Genomic DNA, 15,318 nt, shown 5'->3' with positions numbered 1-15,318 from the left:
TTGGAGGGAAAGTAGATGTCTCAAATTGAAAGAATCAAGCAGGCTATTATGGCAGATCCGCAGAATGCTACCTATACAGAGCGTGGCATTGAGCCTCTCTTTGCAGCACCAAAGACTGCTCGCATCAATATCATCGGTCAGGCACCGGGGCTTAAAACCCAAGAAGCAGGACTTTATTGGAAAGATAAGAGTGGTGACCGCCTGAGAGACTGGCTAGGTGTGGATGAAGATACCTTTTACAATTCAGGATATTTTGCTGTTCTGCCTATGGATTTCTACTTTCCAGGACATGGTAAGTCAGGAGACTTACCACCGAGAGCAGATTTTGCAGAAAAATGGCATCCACAGCTCTTGAAAGAATTACCCGATATCCAGTTGACCCTCTTGATTGGCCAATATGCCCAGGCCTACTATTTAAAGGAAAAAATCAGTGGCAAGGTGACAGAACGGGTAAAACACTACCAGAACTATCTGCCAGCCTATTTTCCACTAGTTCACCCCTCGCCGCGAAATCAAATCTGGATGGCCAAAAATCCTTGGTTTGAGTCAGAAGTGGTGCCAGATTTGAAAAAAAGAATTAAAACTATTTTATAGTCAATGAAAATCAAAAAGCAAACTAGGAAGCTAGCCGCAAGCTGTACTTGAGTACGGTAAGGCGACGCTGACGTGGTTTGAAGAGATTTTCGAAGAGTATTAGGAGAAAAAGAATGAAAGAAATTACCTTTGACGCATTTTACCAGCTTTACCAAAATGACCAACTTTCTTTAGTGGACGTGAGAGAAGTGGATGAGTTTGAAGCTCTTCATTTAGAAGGTGCTCAGAATCTTCCTCTGAGTCAATTAGCTGACACTTATGATCAATTGGACAAGGATCAGTTACATTATGTTATTTGTAAATCTGGAATGAGATCGGCGCGTGCTTGCCAATTCCTATCAGAACAAGGTTATGAGGTTATCAATGTCCAAGGTGGCATGATGGCCTTTGAAGAACTTTAATACTCAATGAAAATCAAAGAGCAAACTAGGAAGCTAGCCGCAGGTTGCTCAAAACACTGTTTTGAGGTTGTAGATGGAACTGACGTAGTCAGTATCCTACACATACGGCAAGGTGAAGCTGACGTGGTTTGAAGAGATTTTCGAAGAGTATAAACATTAGAATTTTCTCCTACTTTTCGTGGACTGGGTAGGGGATTTTATTTTTAGACAATTCTCATTTTTAAGAATCTTGAAAACATTCAATATTTACTTCGTGAAGCTTTTTTCATACTCCTATTCATGATATACTAGGTCAGTATTTTATAAATATGAAGGAGATTTTCATGGCTAAAAAAGGTGCCCTAACAGGTTTACTCCTGTTTGGAATATTTTTTGGTGCGGGGAACTTGATTTTTCCGCCTTCTCTAGGTGCTCTATCTGGAGAACATTTTCTTCCTGCCATCGCAGGTTTTGTATTTTCAGGCGTCGGTATCGCCGTCTTGACCCTTATTATTGGAACGCTAAATCCTAAAGGATATATCTACGAGATTTCAACAAAGATAGCGCCTTGGTTTGCGACTCTTTACCTCTCAGTTCTTTACTTGTCAATCGGTCCATTCTTTGCTATCCCACGTACTGCTACAACAGCTTACGAAGTAGGGATTAGCCCCCTTTTGTCGGATGCAAATAAAGGACTTGGCTTGATTGTCTTTACAGTTCTGTACTTTGCGGCAGCGTATTTAATCTCTCTTAATCCATCAAAAATCTTGGACCGTATCGGCCGTATTTTAACACCAGTCTTTGCAATCTTGATTGTTATCTTGGTTGTTTTAGGAGCTATTAAATACGGTGGAACAAGTCCTCAAGCTGCTTCAGCTGCTTATCAAGCTTCTGCCTTTGGGACAGGTTTCCTAGAAGGATATAATACCTTGGACGCCCTTGCCTCAGTTGCTTTTAGCGTAATCGCAGTTCAAACCTTGAAACAACTTGGATTTTCAAGTAAGAAAGAATACATTTCAACTATTTGGGTTGTTGGTATCGTTGTTGCCCTTGCCTTCAGCGCTCTTTATATCGGTTTAGGTTTCCTTGGAAATCATTTCCCAGTACCAGCTGAAGCGATGAAGGGTGGAACACCAGGTGTTTACATCTTGTCACAAGCCACTCAAGAAATCTTTGGCTCAACAGCTCAACTCTTCCTTGCAGCTATGGTTACCGTAACCTGCTTCACAACAACAGTTGGTCTGATTGTGTCAACAGCTGAGTTCTTTAATGAGCGCTTCCCACAAATCAGCTATAAGGTTTATGCGACAGCCTTTACTTTGATTGGATTTGCCATCGCTAATTTGGGTCTTGATGCGATTATCAAGTACTCAATCCCTGTACTGGTTATCTTGTACCCAATCACGATTGCCATCGTTATGATTGTCATTGTCAACAAATTTGTTGCCCTTTCAAAACCAGGTATGCAGTTGACAATCGCTGTGGTTACAGCTATTGCCATTGCAAGCGTACTAGGAAGCTCGTTTAAGGTTGAGTTTCTTGCAAATCTTGTCAACACTCTTCCTTTTGCTAAGGCATCTCTCCCATGGTTGGTGCCTGCTATCGTTGGAATCTTGCTCTCACTGGTTCTACCAAACAAGCAAGAAAGCGATGTTTTTGAAATGGAATAATCACTAAAATCACTTTTGTAGCAAGTCTACAGGAGTGATTTTCTTTTTTTATCCGATGATAAATGTGTTATAATAGGTAGCAAAAGAGGTGAAGAAATGAATCAAACAGTAGAATATATTAAAGAACTGACAGCTATTGCGTCGCCAACGGGCTTCACTCGTGAGATTTCGGATTATTTAGTCAAGACTCTAGAAGGTTTTGGTTACCAGCCGGTTCGTACAGCCAAGGGTGGTGTCAATGTGACTATTAAAGGTCAAAATGATGAAGAACACCGCTATGTGACTGCCCATGTAGATACGCTGGGTGCTATTGTCCGTGCTGTTAAACCAGATGGTCGTCTCAAAATGGATCGTATCGGTGGTTTTCCTTGGAACATGATTGAAGGAGAAAACTGTACCGTTCACGTAGCTAGTACAGGTGAAAAAATATCAGGAACCATCCTCATCCACCAAACTTCTTGCCATGTCTATAAGGATGCAGGAACTGCAGAACGCACGCAGGACAATATGGAAGTGCGTTTGGACGCAAAAGTAACCAGTGAAAAAGAAACTCGTGCTCTTGGTATTGAGGTCGGTGATTTTATCAGCTTTGACCCACGAACTGTCGTGACAGAGACAGGCTTTATCAAGTCTCGTCATTTGGACGATAAGGTCAGTGCAGCGATTTTGCTTAACCTGCTTCGTATTTATAAGGAAGAGAAGATTGAATTGCCCGTAACAACCCATTTTGCTTTTTCAGTCTTTGAAGAAGTGGGACACGGTGCCAACTCTAACATTCCTGCTCAGGTAGTAGAGTATCTTGCTGTGGATATGGGAGCTATGGGAGATGACCAGCAAACAGACGAATATACAGTGTCTATTTGTGTCAAGGATGCTTCTGGGCCTTATCACTATGACTTTCGTCAACACTTAGTTGCCTTGGCGAAAGAACAAGATATTCCATTTAAGCTGGACATCTATCCATTTTATGGTTCGGACGCTTCAGCGGCTATGTCTGCAGGTGCAGAGGTCAAACACGCCCTTCTCGGTGCTGGTATCGAGTCTAGCCATTCTTATGAGCGCACTCATATTGACTCGGTAGTCGCAACAGAGCGTATGGTTGATACCTATCTTAAGAGCGCATTGGTAGGCTAATATGTGCCTTATTTGCCAGAGAATTGAGCTAATTAAAGTTGGGGAAAATCCCTACTTTGTCAAAGAGTTGGAAACAGGCTATCTTGTCATTGGAGATCACCAGTATTTCACAGGCTATAGTCTCTTTCTAGCTAAGGAGCACGTCACGGAATTGCACCATTTAAAAAAGGAGACAAGACTCCGTTTTCTAGAGGAAATGAGTCTAGTCCAAGAGGCAGTTGCCAAGGCCTTTGCTGCTGAGAAAATGAATATCGAACTTCTAGGCAATGGCGATGCCCACCTTCATTGGCATCTTTTCCCTAGACGAAGAGGTGATATGAATGGTCACGGTCTCAAAGGACGTGGTCCAGTTTGGTGGGTTCCTTTTGAAGAAATGACAGCAGAAACCTGCCAAGCAAGTCCGGATGAGATTAAACAATTAGTTAAACGTTTATCGATAGAAGTAGATAAACTATTAGAAATAAAGGAGTAGAAATGAAAAAAAGATACCTTGTCTTGACAGCCTTGCTAGCCTTGAGTCTAGCAGCTTGTTCACAAGAAAAAGCAAAAAATGAAGATGGAACAGCTAAAACAGAACAAACAGCCAAAGCTGATGGAACAGTTGGAAGTAAGTCTCAAGGGGCTACTCAGAAAAAAGCAGAAGTGGTCAACAAAGGTGATTACTACAGTATCCAAGGGAAATACGATGAAATCATCGTAGCAAATAAACATTATCCTTTGTCGAAAGACTATAATCCAGGGGAAAATCCAACAGCTAAGGCTGAGTTAGTCAAACTCATTAAAGCTATGCAAGAGGCAGGTTTCCCAATTAGTGATCATTATAGTGGTTTTAGAAGTTATGAAACTCAGACCAAGCTCTATCAAGATTATGTCAACCAAGATGGGAAGGCAGCAGCTGACCGCTACTCTGCCCGACCTGGCTATAGTGAACACCAAACTGGTTTGGCCTTTGATGTGATTGGGACTGATGGTGATTTAGTAACAGAAGAAAAAGCAGCCCAATGGCTCCTGGATCATGCAGCTGATTATGGATTTGTTGTCCGTTATCTCAAAGGTAAGGAAAAGGAAACAGGCTACATGGCTGAAGAATGGCATCTTCGTTATGTCGGAAAAGAAGCTAAAGAAATTGCTGCAAGTGGTCTCAGTTTGGAAGAATACTATGGATTTGAAGGCGGAGATTACGTCGATTAAAAAAGAAACTTTTCTCTTGCAATTTCAAATAAATAGTGTATAATAGATGAGTATGTGTAAAGCATACTTGTGGGAGGTAAAAATCTTTAATTACCGCCAAAACCACAAAGGAGGATTTAAAAATGGCTAAAAAAGTCGAAAAACTTGTAAAATTGCAAATCCCTGCTGGTAAAGCTACACCAGCTCCACCGGTTGGACCTGCTCTTGGTCAAGCTGGTATCAACATCATGGGATTCACAAAAGAGTTCAACGCTCGTACAGCTGACCAAGCTGGTATGATCATTCCAGTTGTTATCTCAGTTTACGAAGATAAATCATTTACTTTCATCACTAAAACACCACCAGCTGCTGTTCTTTTGAAAAAAGCTGCAGGTGTTGAAAAAGGATCAGGTACACCTAACAAAACTAAAGTTGCTACAGTTACTCGTGCACAAGTACAAGAAATTGCAGAAACTAAGATGCCAGATTTGAACGCAGCAAACATTGAGTCTGCAATGCGTATGATCGAAGGTACTGCTCGTTCTATGGGATTCACTGTTGTTGACTAATCAATAACACAGTAGAAAATCTCACAGCAGTCTATTAGTTGCTTTTCATACTAGGCAAGTGACTAAAGCTTGTACTTGGGTACAGCAAGGAAGCTTAACGAAGTAGGAAAAGAAAAATAATAGACTGAAAACCCGCAAGACTTCATCATTTCGAGGAGTGACGTGGGAGATGAAAATCGATTGAACCACTTACAAGGAGAATAGAAAATGGCTAAAAAAAGCAAACAACTTCGTGCTGCTCTTGAGAAAATCGACAGCACAAAAGCATACAGCGTAGAAGAAGCTGTAGCACTTGCAAAAGAAACTAACTTTGCAAAATTTGACGCAACTGTAGAAGTTGCTTACAACTTGAACATCGACGTTAAAAAAGCTGATCAACAAATCCGTGGAGCAATGGTATTGCCAAACGGTACTGGTAAAACTTCACGCGTTCTTGTTTTCGCACGTGGTGCAAAAGCTGAAGAAGCAAAAGCTGCTGGTGCAGACTTTGTTGGTGAAGATGACCTTGTTGCTAAAATCAACGACGGTTGGTTGGACTTCGACGTAGTTATCGCTACACCTGATATGATGGCTCTTGTTGGACGTCTTGGACGTGTCCTTGGACCACGTAACTTGATGCCAAACCCTAAAACTGGTACTGTAACAATGGATGTTGCTAAAGCAGTTGAAGAGTCTAAAGGTGGTAAAATCACTTACCGTGCTGACCGTGCAGGTAACGTTCAAGCAATCATCGGTAAAGTATCATTTGAAGCTGAAAAATTGGTTGAAAACTTCAAAGCTTTCAACGAAACAATCCAAAAAGCAAAACCAGCTACAGCTAAAGGAACTTACGTAACAAACTTGACTATCACAACTACTCAAGGTGTTGGTATCAAAGTTGACGTAAACTCACTTTAATCAGTAGTTTATATCATAGAACGAGTACTAAAGTGCTCGTTTTTTTTGAGGCTCTTTGTCAACTGTAGTGGGTTGAAGAAAAGCTATGATAGAGAAAGGACGAAATTTGTCCTTTCTTTTTTGATTGATAAAACTAATCATTATAGTAGATGGATTCTGGAATAGTACATTAAGGTTTTTCTCAATGCTTTAGAAGTTGTATTGTACTAGTCTGACTTCAATCTACTATAGTACACTTTTTACTTGTTAAAGCTATGAGATTGATTTTATACTCGATGAAAATCAAAAAGCAAACTAGGAAACTAGCCGCAGGCTGCTCAAAACACTGTTTTGAGGTTGCAGATAGAACTGACGAAGTCAGCTCAAAGTACATCTTTGAGGTTGCAGATAGAACTGACGAAGTCAGTAACATATACATACGGCAAGTTGACGTTGACGCGGTTTGAAGAGATTTTTGAAGAGTATTAGATGTTTTAACTGTAATCTCAGTTCACTAGTTTAAGTAGTTTGCTACTAGTTTTTGAATCTCTATTTGACTTTCACTGAGTATCACGAAATAATCTGTGATTATATAGATTTGGATGTTGAAGTTACAAACAAAATAAAGATACTAACTAAACTCGTCATTTTATACAATTCCTTTGCAAAAATTTAAATTGATAAAATTTTATAAGTATTTCATTTTGTCATTATTTTTTTGATTGAAAACATCTGGATAATCCATAAAAATATAGTTAATAGTTTATATTTATCCGGATAGATAAAAAATACGAACTATATTGTAAAATGTTTATTGATTTACCTTAAATAATTCCATGTAGATGTAAAACGAGAATAAATAAACTAAAAATCAAAAAAATGTTCTTAAATTACTTTATGTTATAATTATTCTAGGTTGATTTTTAAAATATCAGAATCATTTCATTTATAAAAGTAATTATTTCAAATCATAAAACTTGTATTACAACTTTTATAATGATATAATTAAGGAGATGTTGATAAATATTGAGCACTTCCTACTCATGATATTATACTCTTAATATTGCAAAAATATTTAAGGGGGGGCTCTTTATTTGTCTAAACATTCTAATATATTTTAAAGGAGGTTGTGAGTCTAATGAAAGGCAAACAACAACAAGATTTTCGAACGGAGAAGTACATTCGTTACGGTATTCGTAAATATAGTTTTGGTGCAGCATCAGTAGCAATTGCGGCTGGTTTGATGTTCCTAGGTAACGGTGCGGTATCAGCTACGGAAGTGCAAGCTGCAGAAACTCCAGTAGCAGCAACAACTCCAGCTGAAAAAACTGATCAAGGTACTGCAGAAGCAAAACCTGAAACTACAAAAGCTGAAGAAACGAAACCTGAAGTTAAAGCACAGGAAGCTAAAAAAGTAAACAAAGCTATCCTCGAAGCAAGTATTGCTACTTTGGAGTCTAAACTTTCAACTGCTAAATATGCGGACGCTACAGTAGTAAGTTCAGCTAAGGAAGTATTGGCAACAGCTAAAGCAACTCTTGCAAAAGCAGATGCTAGCCAAGCTGATGTAGATGCACAAGCAGAAACTGTATCAGCTTTGAGCACAGTTGTAACTGAGTCAAATACTGCTGGTTTCGATAAGAAACAAGCGGCTGAAAAAGAAGCAGCTAAAGCAGAAGCTGAAAAGAAAGCAACTCCAGCTGAAACAGCTCTTTCAGTAGCGAAAACAACTCTGACACAAGTATCATCAGAAGCTGAAGTAACCAACAAGTTGGCTGAGACTGAACTTGCTAAGGCAGATGTCAAAGAAGAAAACAAGGCAGCAGTTACAGCAGCAGTAGCTAAAAACCAAGCGGTTCTTACTGAAACTAAGGCTCTTCTAGCTGATAAGAGTGTTACAAAAGAGCAAGTAGATGCTCAATTGGAACGCCTTAACGAATCAATCCTCGCAGTTTACAATGAATTGAAAAACGCAGGAATCGGCCGTGACGGTAAGTTTGCTGTTAACCTAGATGAAGTACAAACAACAGGTCTTAAAGATGCCTCTACTGAAACAGGTACAAAATGGTTAGAAGATCACGGTTATAGAACGCTTGCAGATGTACCAGTGAAAACTATAGAGAATGATAGAGACGAAATTACAAAATTAAATGATCAAATTCAATGGCTAAACTTTTCTGATACATCAGCATGGAGTGGTCTAAAGCCTAACGGTCAACTTCAAGTAGGTGCTAAGTTTACTAAAACGCTTGTTCCTGGATATGTTGTTACATTAACAGTAAAAGAGTTAAAACCTTTTGAATCTACTGAAGTCTATAAAAATCGTGTGGCAGGAACTGCATATCAAGATTCTTATAATCCAGATAAAGAAAATAAATTTAATACTGATAATAAAATAACAGGGCTGGGAGCAAATCCACAGAATAACTATACTCATGTAAGAAAAGCAGGGATTGATACAGGGCGTGAAAAAACAACAATAGCAGGGACCAATGATGCTGGACAATTTAAAAATGGTCAAGCAGCAGGGGTTAAGTTTACTGTAGAAGCTACATATAATGGTAAACCTGTAAAACCAGGTGTAGTTATGACATCTGGAGAAGATATAGGACCATTAGAATCTGAAATTTATACAACCAATGGTACACCGTGGACTTTGGCAGCTGTAGTAGGTTATGGAAGTAACAAAAATGCGTATGTCCCACTTACAAACTTTAATGGTGTAAATGGACATAAAAATATGGTGTTGTGGAATGACCAAGCTACTGTAGATGCTATTAGTGCCAAAATGTTTGCAACGCGTGATGGAGCTACAGCTGGACTAGGATCTCAGGTGTTTGGTGGATATCGTAATGATAATCGTAGTACAGCAGCTACACCGATAGTATCTTCTTCAAATGTTAGTGAAGTAGGTTTTTATATCGTTACATCTGGTGCACAATCATCAATGTTAGGAATTAAATTCTCTGACTTCGGAGATCTACCAGAATCTTATGGAGATGCAGAACATTTCCTAAGAACAGAAACTACTGACTGGAATACAAAAGCTATTCGACAAATTCAACAACCATACTTAGGTACTGAAAAAGCTGATATTGACTCTGGTCCTGGTAAACGTGTTCGAGGAATTGGCTCAGATGACCAGAACGATAACCCTGATGAAGGTGTTAAACAATTAATTGATCCAGCGGACGTGCATAATAATGTAGATACTGGAGAACCAGAAGTAAAATTAGTAAAAGCTCCAGATGATACATATGAAGTAAATATTACAGCTTCTGTAAATGGGAACGAAAAATTTAAAGATACAAAAGAAACAGCGTATGTTCGTGGATTCATCGATTTCAACCAAAATGGGAAATTTGATGCGGATGAAGCTTCAGAAATTGTAGAAGTAACTGAAAATAATCAAAAAGTAAAACTTAAATTCCGTAATACACAAATCATCGATACAACAAAAGAAGCGGTTAACTTCCGTGTACGTATTGCAACAACCAAATCTCAAGTAGAAAAACCAGTAGGAATTGCTTACTCTGGGGAAGTAGAAGACAACCAAATCCAAGTAGCTCATCCACCACGTGGAGATAAAGAAGAAACTACGGGTAAACAAGGCGAAACTCAATCAGTAGGTATCGAATTCAGAACACGTCCATTAGGTGACGATGCATCTGACCTAGGTTCTAACAACGGTAAAACTACATTCAACTCATACGGTAAAATTCACTATTCTGAACAAAGTAATGTAATCAGTGCTGAAACTACTAAAAAAGCTCAAGGTGGCGTTAAAATTGTTGATGGTGATAACCTAGTTGATACCCTTAAAGTTCCAGGTCAAGGTACATACACAGTAACAGAAGATAAAGTAACCTTCACTCCAGAAGCTAACTTTGTAGGTAAAGCTGATGGTATCGTACTACGTGCTGTAGACTCAAATGGCGCATCTACTGGATGGACTGCATTAACAGATCAAAACCAACTTGAAAACATCAATGATGGTACGCATACAACTACTAAGAAAACGATGGATGCTGTCTACATTCCAACAGTAACACCAAAAGAAATCACTGCAGAGCCAAAAACTTCTAAAGATGTGCAAGGTAAAGCTCAAAAGGAAACTCCAGTATTCAAAACTGATGCAGGAACAGATAATGAAGCGGTTATTACACCAAGTACGACTAGTCCTGCAAAACTCATCGATCCAGTAACAAAAGTGCCTACAGATGCTAAAACTGTAACTGTAGATGGAGAGGGAACTTATACAATTAATCCTGAAACTGGTGAAGTAACATTCCAACCACTTCCAACATTTACAGGTAAAGCAAAAGGAATTGGAGTATCACTAACAGCACCAGTCGGAGTTGATAAAACAGGAGCTAAGGTAACTTCAACTGCAACAACAACCTACACACCAGAAGTAACACCAGTAAAACCAACAGCAGAGCCAGCTACTTCAACAGGACTCCAAGGTGAAACTCAAACAGGAAAACCTACATTCACAGAAGGAGATGCAGAAGTACCAATTAAAGCAGGTTCAGTTAAATTACTAAATGCTAATGGAACTGAAGCTCAAGGGGCAGTACCAGCCTTAGATCCAAATGGAAACAAAGTTGGGGAATACACAGTAGATGCGACAACAGGTGTTGTAACCTTTACACCAACGAATAAAGCTTATGTAGGTCCAGTTGTCCCTGCAAAAGTTCAAGCAGAAGATAACAACGGTACTAAAGTTGAAACTAAATATACTCCATCAATCGTAGGAGTTAAACCAACTGCTACACCAGCAGAATCATCAAATATCCAAGGTGAAGCACAATCTGGAACTGTAACATTTGCACCAGGTAAAGCGACAATCGAAGGTGTAGAAAAATCAGTAGCAATTAAAGAAGGTTCAGCTAAATTATTAAATGCTGATGGAAGTGTACCGACTGAAGCGACAGTACCAGCTTATAAAGAGGATGGAGTTACTCAAGTAGGAACTTACTCAATCGACCCAGCAACAAATACAGTAACATTCACACCGACTGATAAAACTTACACAGGTAAAGTATTACCAGCAAATGTACAAGCGGAAGATGTAAATGGCTCAACTGTTAAAACAACTTATACACCACATATCGTAGGTGTAGCACCGACAGCAGATCCAGCTACATCAACAGATGTACAAGGTGCTGTACAATCTAAAGAAGTAACATTTGTACCAGGTAAGACAAACGTTAATGGAACTGAAAAATCAGTAGCTATTGATTCAACATCATTTAAACTATTAGGTGAAAATGGACAGCCAGCTCCATCAGTACCAGCTAAGAACCCAGCAGGAGAAGAAATTGGTACTTATACACTTAATGTTGTAGATGGTAAGCCAACTGTAGTATTAACACCAACGAACAAAGCATATTCAGGTGCTGTTAAACCAGTTACGATCCAAGCTAAAGATACAAATGGAACTCCAGTAACAACAACTTACACTCCAAACATTACTCCAGTAGCTCCAACAGGAACACCAGCAACATCTGAAGGTGTGCAAGGACAACCTCAAGAAGGAACACCAACCTTTACACCAGGTGATGACAAAATCCCTATGAAGATTGATGCGACTCAACCTGCTAAATTAGTTGATCCAGCGACTGGAAACCCAATTGAGGAAACATCAATTCCAGCAAAAGACGCTAAAGGAAACACAGTTGGTACATACACTATCGAACCAACAACAGGTAAAGTAACATTCACACCGAACAAAGACTTCGTAGGTACCCCAGTACCAGCGAAAGTTCAAGCAAAAGATGCGAATGGAACACCAGCAACAGCTAAGTACACACCAACTGTAAAACCTGCAACACCAACAGGAACAGACGCTGTAACAGAAGATGTTCAAGGGGCAACTCAAGAAGGAACTCCAGTATTCACAACAGGAAAAGCAACTGTTAACGGTACAGAAGTAGAAGTTCCATTAGATAACAAGGTACCAGCGAAATTAGTAGATCCAGCTACTAAACAACCAACAGATGAAAAATCTGTTACAGTACCAAATGAAGGCACGTACACAATTGATGAGAATGGAAAAGTAACATTCACACCAGAAAAAACATTCACAGGTAAAACTGCAGGAATTGATGTACGCCGTGTTGATACAAATGGAACACCAGTAACAGCTAAGTACACACCAGTTGTAAAACCAGCAACACCAACAAGTTCAGACGTCGTAACAACAAATGTACAAGGTGTAACTCAAGAAGGAACACCAACATTTACAGGTGGAAAAGTAACGATTAATGGTCAAGAAAAAACTGTTAAAATCGATGAAGCTGTAAAACCAAAATTCGATGATGAAACAACAACGAAGACAGTTTCAGGAGAAGGAACATACACAATCGACGAAACTGGAAAAGTAACATTCAAACCTGAACCGAAATTCACAGGACAAGCTACAGGAGTAACAGTTAAACGTGTTGATACGAACGGAACACCAGTAACAGCTAAATACACACCAGTAGTAATCCCAGTGTCACCAACTTCTAAAGATGCAGAATCAGAAGGTCCAAAAGGACAATCTCAAGAAGGAACACCAACATTTACAGGTGGAAAAGTAACACTTAATGGAAAAGAAGTACCAGTAGAAATTGATGAAGCTGTAAAACCAAAATTCGATGATGAAACAACAACGAAGACAGTTTCAGGAGAAGGAACGTACACAATCGATGAGAATGGAAAAGTAACGTTTACGCCAGAACCAAACTTTGTAGGAAAAGCTACAGGAGTAACGGTTAAACGTGTTGACAAGAACGGAACGCCAGTAACAGCTAAATATACTCCAACAGTTCGCCCAGATACTAGATATGTAGTTATCGAAAAAGATGGCAAAGAAACAGATTTACTTCCATCTAAAGATGGTGCTAAACCTTCAGAAAAAATTCCAGGCTATAATGTTGTTAAAACTGAAATCGATGAAAAAGGAAATATAAAACACATCTACGAAAAAGTTAAGACATCATTCAAGGATAAAGAAGGAAATGAAATTCCTAAATATCCAAGTGAACCAGGAACAGTTGATAAGAAAGACATTCCAGAATACCGCTTCGTAGAGACTAAGAAATTACCAAATGGTGATACAGAACACATCTACGAAAAAGTTAAGACATCATTCAAGGATAAAGAAGGAAATGAAATTCCTAAATATCCAAGTGAACCAGGAACAGTCGATAAGAAAGACATTCCAGAATACCGCTTCGTAGAGACTAAGAAATTACCAAATGGTGATACAGAACACATCTACGAAAAAGTTAAGACATCATTCAAGGATAAAGAAGGAAATGAAATTCCTAAATATCCAAGTGAACCAGGAACAGTCGATAAGAAAGACATTCCAGAATACCGCTTCGTAGAGACTAAGAAATTACCAAATGGTGATACAGAACACATCTACGAAAAAGTTAAGACATCATTCAAGGATAAAGAAGGAAATGAAATTCCTAAATATCCAAGTGAACCAGGAACAGTCGATAAGAAAGACATTCCAGAATACCGCTTCGTAGAGACTAAGAAATTACCAAATGGTGATACAGAACACATCTACGAAAAAGTTAAGACATCATTCAAGGATAAAGAAGGAAATGAAATTCCTAAATATCCAAGTGAGCCAGGAACAGTTGATAAGAAAGACATTCCAGAATACCGCTTCGTAGAGACTAAGAAATTACCAAATGGTGATACAGAACACATCTACGAAAGAGTGGTAGCACCAACGCCAACACCTACTCCTACTCCAACTCCATTTGAATACAAAGTGATCACTACATTTGTGGATGAAAACGGAGTATTAATTATTCCTGATGAAAATGGTTCACATCCAGGTAAACCATTAGAAAATTATGAACTAGTCCGTACGGAAACAGATGCAAATGGAAATGTTCGCAATGTTTACCGTAAGATTCAATCTCAAAAACCAGTGCAACCGGTAGAGCCAGCAACTCCAGCAATGCCTGAACAGCCAGCTAAACCAGAGGTACCAGCAACTCCAGTACAGCCAACAGCAGTGAAAGAAGCTGAAGGTAAACGCGAATTGCCAAATACTGGTACAGAAGACAATGCAAGCCTAGCAGCACTTGGACTTCTTGGAGTATTGAGTGGATTCGGTCTTGTAGCCCGCAAGAAGAAAGAAGACTAATCTTTCTAATTGACATGATTTGTTTGGAATGAACAGATTATCCTTAAAGCTGATGAATCGATGATTCGTCAGCTTTTTGCTGTTGTTACCAGAGTTACAAAGTGGTAATAGAAATCAGGCTCTCAGAGAGGAAATAATGGTTATAGTTTCTTCTTTTGGTGAAAATATGCTATAATAGAGAGTAAAAAACTTTGAAAGAAAGAAAAAGATGAATTTAAAAGATTACATTGCAACAATTGAAAATTATCCGAAGGAAGGAATTACCTTCCGAGATATCAGTCCTTTGATGGCTGATGGAAATGCTTATAGCTACGCTGTTCGTGAAATCGTTCAGTATGCTACTGACAAGAAAATCGACATGATCGTGGGACCTGAGGCTCGTGGTTTTATCGTGGGCTGTCCAGTTGCCTTTGAGTTGGGAATTGGTTTTGCACCTGTTCGTAAACCAGGTAAATTGCCACGCGAAGTTATTTCTGCTGACTACGAAAAAGAATACGGTGTTGATACCTTGACTATGCATGCTGACGCCATCAAGCCAGGTCAACGAGTTCTTATCGTGGATGACCTCTTGGCAACAGGTGGAACTGTTAAGGCAACTATCGAGATGATTGAAAAACTTGGTGGTGTTGTAGCAGGTTGTGCTTTCCTTGTTGAATTGGATGAATTGAACGGCCGTGAAAAAATCGGTGACTACGATTACAAAGTTCTCATGCATTATTAATGAAAAACAGTCCCTAGGGCTGTTTTCTCTACATTAGGATATA

10 protein-coding genes are annotated in these 15,318 nt (G+C 39.1%); all 10 read left to right on the top strand.

What is annotated here, in order from left to right; all coding sequences use genetic code 11:
• The first annotated feature begins 15 nt into the window (after positions 1 to 15).
• The 10 genes from B7699_RS07165 to B7699_RS07105 all read left to right on the top strand — a co-directional run bounded on the left by B7699_RS07165 (position 16) and on the right by B7699_RS07105 (position 15,275).
• Positions 16 to 594, top strand: a complete 579-nt coding sequence (locus tag B7699_RS07165; RefSeq protein ID WP_084927753.1) for a uracil-DNA glycosylase family protein — start codon at positions 16 to 18, stop codon at positions 592 to 594.
• Positions 595 to 707: 113 nt separating this feature from the next.
• Positions 708 to 995 (top strand): rhodanese-like domain-containing protein, encoded by a 288-nt coding sequence (locus B7699_RS07155; RefSeq protein WP_023943660.1) that lies wholly within the window; start codon positions 708 to 710, stop codon positions 993 to 995.
• A 323-nt stretch (positions 996 to 1,318) separates the two neighbouring features.
• Positions 1,319 to 2,644 carry a branched-chain amino acid transport system II carrier protein gene (gene brnQ, locus B7699_RS07145; protein ID WP_192852020.1) on the top strand — a complete coding sequence of 442 codons (1,326 nt, stop codon included), beginning with the start codon at positions 1,319 to 1,321 and terminating at the stop codon, positions 2,642 to 2,644.
• A gap of 96 nt (positions 2,645 to 2,740) precedes the next feature.
• On the top strand, positions 2,741 to 3,778 hold the full coding sequence (locus B7699_RS07140) for a M42 family metallopeptidase (RefSeq protein WP_084927749.1): 1,038 nt from the start codon (positions 2,741 to 2,743) through the stop codon (positions 3,776 to 3,778).
• A 1-nt stretch (position 3,779) separates the two neighbouring features.
• Complete coding sequence (locus tag B7699_RS07135) at positions 3,780 to 4,250, top strand: HIT family protein (RefSeq protein WP_084927747.1); 471 nt, start codon at positions 3,780 to 3,782, stop codon at positions 4,248 to 4,250.
• A gap of 2 nt (positions 4,251 to 4,252) precedes the next feature.
• Complete coding sequence (gene ldcB, locus B7699_RS07130; RefSeq protein ID WP_084927745.1) at positions 4,253 to 4,969, top strand: LD-carboxypeptidase LdcB/DacB; 717 nt, start codon at positions 4,253 to 4,255, stop codon at positions 4,967 to 4,969.
• 122 nt (positions 4,970 to 5,091) lie between these two features.
• Positions 5,092 to 5,517: a 50S ribosomal protein L11 gene (rplK, locus tag B7699_RS07125; RefSeq protein WP_001085806.1), complete on the top strand. Its 426-nt coding sequence runs from the start codon at positions 5,092 to 5,094 to the stop codon at positions 5,515 to 5,517.
• A 207-nt stretch (positions 5,518 to 5,724) separates the two neighbouring features.
• On the top strand, positions 5,725 to 6,414 hold the full coding sequence (gene rplA / locus B7699_RS07120; protein ID WP_001085675.1) for a 50S ribosomal protein L1: 690 nt from the start codon (positions 5,725 to 5,727) through the stop codon (positions 6,412 to 6,414).
• 1,117 nt (positions 6,415 to 7,531) lie between these two features.
• Positions 7,532 to 14,554 carry a GEVED domain-containing protein gene (locus B7699_RS07110; RefSeq protein ID WP_084927743.1) on the top strand — a complete coding sequence of 2,341 codons (7,023 nt, stop codon included), beginning with the start codon at positions 7,532 to 7,534 and terminating at the stop codon, positions 14,552 to 14,554.
• A gap of 208 nt (positions 14,555 to 14,762) precedes the next feature.
• Positions 14,763 to 15,275, top strand: coding sequence for an adenine phosphoribosyltransferase (locus tag B7699_RS07105; protein WP_001049318.1), 513 nt, complete (start codon positions 14,763 to 14,765; stop codon positions 15,273 to 15,275).
• Positions 15,276 to 15,318: the final 43 nt, after the last annotated feature.

It is taken from the genome of Streptococcus mitis (assembly GCF_002096835.1).
GTDB classification, from domain to species: Bacteria; Bacillota; Bacilli; order Lactobacillales; family Streptococcaceae; genus Streptococcus; species Streptococcus mitis_W.
The sequence above is the reverse complement of the archived record's forward strand: the minus strand, read 5'-3'. Positions and strand labels throughout refer to the sequence as shown.